At 66.2% G+C, this 3,386-nt stretch carries 2 protein-coding genes; both read right to left on the bottom strand.

The window, feature by feature from the left end; translation table 11 throughout:
* Positions 1-420 precede the first annotated feature (420 nt).
* On the bottom strand, positions 421-1,887 hold the full coding sequence (locus KGA66_RS28375) for an RICIN domain-containing protein (protein ID WP_246508923.1): 1,467 nt from the start codon (positions 1,885-1,887) through the stop codon (positions 421-423).
* Between the two features lie 916 nt (positions 1,888-2,803).
* The coding region (locus tag KGA66_RS28370; RefSeq protein ID WP_211472566.1) for an RICIN domain-containing protein at positions 2,804-3,386 on the bottom strand (583 nt) is incomplete at its 5' end.

The following is a 3,386-nucleotide window of genomic DNA, read 5'->3' as shown; positions in this document are numbered from 1 at the left end:
TGCCTGGCCCGCTCGGCCAGCTGTGCGATGGCCCGCGCATCGAGCAGGTCCGTCAGGTCCGCTCCCGACATCCCGGCCTCCGCCTCGATGGTAGTGATCGCCTCGGCGCTCTCTACCACAACCGGACCTTCCACATCAACAACGTCGATAGTCATAGGAATCAGTCCTCTCCACTGGTCCCCACCTTTATCGACACAGTCCCCATCGCGGGCCGCCACGTCAGCGCGTCCAGCACCGGATCGGCGGCCTGGTCGGCCGGCGTCTGCCGGGCCGGCGCGCGATCATTGCCATCGAGTTGTCGACAATGACGTCGCGTTGCCGTGTGTCCCCTTCGGGCCGACCCCGGTTGGCGACAGCGCGTCCGCGCGACGCGCTTGTCTCATGCCGAACTGGATTTCGAATCGGCGTCGCCTCGGCTGGTCAGGAGAAGTTCCAGGTCTGGTTCGCGCCCCCGTTCCCGGGCCACTGGTCGATCGCGGCGCCCGCGGAGGTGGACGCGCCGAACACGTCGGCGTACAGGCCGCTCAGTACGTTGACTAGGGCATATCCGTTGTTGCCCGGGTTCACCGACCATTGCTGGCTCGTCGAGCCGTTGCAGGTTCCCTGGTCGAGCTGGACGCCCTGGGTCGTCGACTGGTTCGGCGCCTCAAGGCACTTGCCGCTGTTGACGTTGACCAGCGTGAAGATGTTTCCGGAGACGCTGTGCACCGTCCATTGCTGGTTGGTGCCGCTGTGATTGCTCCACTGGACGACCTTGGCGCCATCCGCCGTCGACGCGCCGCTGACATCCATGACCAGTCCGCTGCCGGCGCTGGTCAGGTAGTGGGTGCTGCCGTCCACCGGTCCGGAGCTGTTCGCCGACCATGTCCCAGCCGTCACGTCGAGCGACCAGGAGTTGTACCAGCTGACCGACGCCGTGGTGCCTGAGATCGTCAGTGGTAGCCAGATCAGCGGTGAGGTGCCGAGATTCGAGGTCGTCCACCGATCGCCCGCGTAAATGTACGTCGTTGCCGAGGATCCCTGCACGGTGATGATGTTCGCGGTCTGGCTGTTGTACGTGTTCGTTCCCGGCTGCGCGAAGTCGCCGAAACCGGTCCAGGGCCCGGAGAGCGAGGTCGTGCTGGCGTAGACGTTGTCGTTGGTGCCCCAGCCGGTCAGGTGCGAAGCCAGCAGGTAGTACCGGCCGCCGGCCTTGACGATGGCGGGGGCTTCGAGGTCCTGGAACTGCGCGACGGAGCTGCTCACCGAGAGGTAGTCCGCGGACAGCCGATAGATCCGCAGACCGGCGTTCGGGTCCTCGCTCATCAGGTACGCCGAGCCGTCGGTGTCCTGAAACAGGCCGATGTCGCGGCTCTGGTTGCCGAGGGGCGAGAATCCGCCGCGATAGGTGTACGGGCCGCAGGGCGTACTGCTGACGGCGACACCGACTCTTCTGTCGGTGTAACTGGAGTTGTCCACGTGCAGATACATCACGTACATGCCGGTCGAGGCGTTGTAGATGACCTTCGGACGCTCGACGATGCGATTAGGACCGAGGTCACCACTCCCCTGCCGCGCCAACGCCACACTCTGATACGTCCAGGAGTGCAGGTCGGTCGAGCTGTAGCACGGTATGTCCTGGAACGAGGTGTTGGAAGCCGACTCCCCGGTCTTGTCCTCGCCGAAGGCATACCACGTGGCGCCGACCTTGACGATGCCGAGCCCGTGCATCTGCAGCGGCTTTCCGTTCTGATCCGTCCAGGCGGCTCCAGGAGTGAAAGTCACCGTGGCGGCCGCGGCGGGGACCGCCGGGATCAGCGCGGTTGCGAGCCCGACGACCGCCGCGATCAGGACTGCGGCCCTTCGCCGCATCCTTCTCACGACCGCTTCGGGATTCCATGTCGACATGGAGCTGTCCTCTCCCCGGCGACGCCGCCGGTACGGCCGGGACGCAGCGGTCCGGCCCGTCGGTGGAAGCCTCTCGGCTGTGGGTGAGCCTCTGTGTTGCCGTTGCTTCCGTCCGGCCGCCGGCGAGCGCGGCGCCGACCGTGATCCGGCCCGAAGCGAAGTCAAGAGTGGGTAGACACTTTGTTGCCTGGCTTTGGTCGATCGCCGCCGGGCCGCGGAAAGGACGTGCCACGCTTCCCGGCTGGGCGCCTTCCGCGTTTCTGAGCTTTGCCGAGACCGTCGAACCGATTCGCATACTGAGCTCGACGGGATACTACGGCCGAAGCCACAAGGGGTCAACGGCGCGTTACACGCCGCTCAGCGCACGGTGTCGGGAACCCGATTGAGCGCAGCGTGACCTGACATCTTAGGGCTCACCGGCTAAGGCCACGCTCCGCCGAGATACCTGGCGAATGTACACGTCCCGCGTCGCCGAGCTGGTCGAACCGGTTCGTCGGATCGAGCGCGGGGATCGAATCTGACCTCGCCCCTCAGGGACACACGGTTTCCAGCCGACACAATGCCGCTATGCGCGATGCGGAAAGTTTCAGCGATGTCGCGTCAGCCTTCGCCGAACCGGATCGGGCAACGGATCGGCGTCTCCCGGCGCAGACCTCGCGGACAGCGCGCCGGTGGAGGTGTGCGTCCAGGTCTGGTTAGCGGCGCCGTTCCAGGTGTGGACATGCTGCTGCGTACTACCGCTGGCGCAATGCACTCCCCCCGAATGAGCGCCACCACGTGGGCTGTGTTCCTGCGCTCGCGGGCTGACGCCCTGCTCGCATGCGACGCGCAGCCTTGCCTGCGTTCAGCGATGGCAAGGCTGCGCGGCCTGGCGTGACAGACTCTGTTGATGCTGTTGTGCCGGTGCTTCGGCCCGTCAGCGGACGTTGAAGTCCTGGTTGGTGCCGGGGGCGTTCTTGCAGGGCCACTGGTCCAGTTGCTGGCCGGTGTTGCTGCCGTTGCCGTAGACGTCCAGGCACAGGCCGCTGTTCTGGTTCTTGAACTGCCAGGAGCCGTCGGACTGCTGCTGGGCCAGCCACTGGCTCGCGGCCGAGCCGCTGACCGGCTGCTGGACGATGTCCGGGGTGCCCTGGGCGGTGGAGGAGTTGGCGACGCTCACGTCCTGGCCGGAGTTCTGCGCCTGGATCTCGCCGTAGCCGCCGGAGGTGGGCACGAACTGGAACTGCTGGTTGGACTGCCCGTTGCAGGTGTACTGGTCGATCGCCGCACCGGAGTTGCCCGTGTTGCCGTACACGTCAAGGCACAAGCTGTCGTTCGCGACCACCAGCCGGTGATAACCGCTCGGGAAACCACCGCCGCTGCCGCCGCTGACCGTCCACGTGAACGACGCGGACCCGGACGCGCTGGTGGAGTCGGTCGCCGTGACGGTCACATTGAACGTCCCCGACGCGGTCGGCGTACCCGAAATCAGACCCGAAGAGGAGATCGACAACCCCGCC

Origin of the sequence: Actinocrinis puniceicyclus (genome assembly GCF_018283645.1) — a bacterium.
Lineage (GTDB): Bacteria > Actinomycetota > Actinomycetes > Streptomycetales > Catenulisporaceae > Actinocrinis > Actinocrinis puniceicyclus.
The sequence above is the reverse complement of the archived record's forward strand: the minus strand, read 5'-3'. Positions and strand labels throughout refer to the sequence as shown.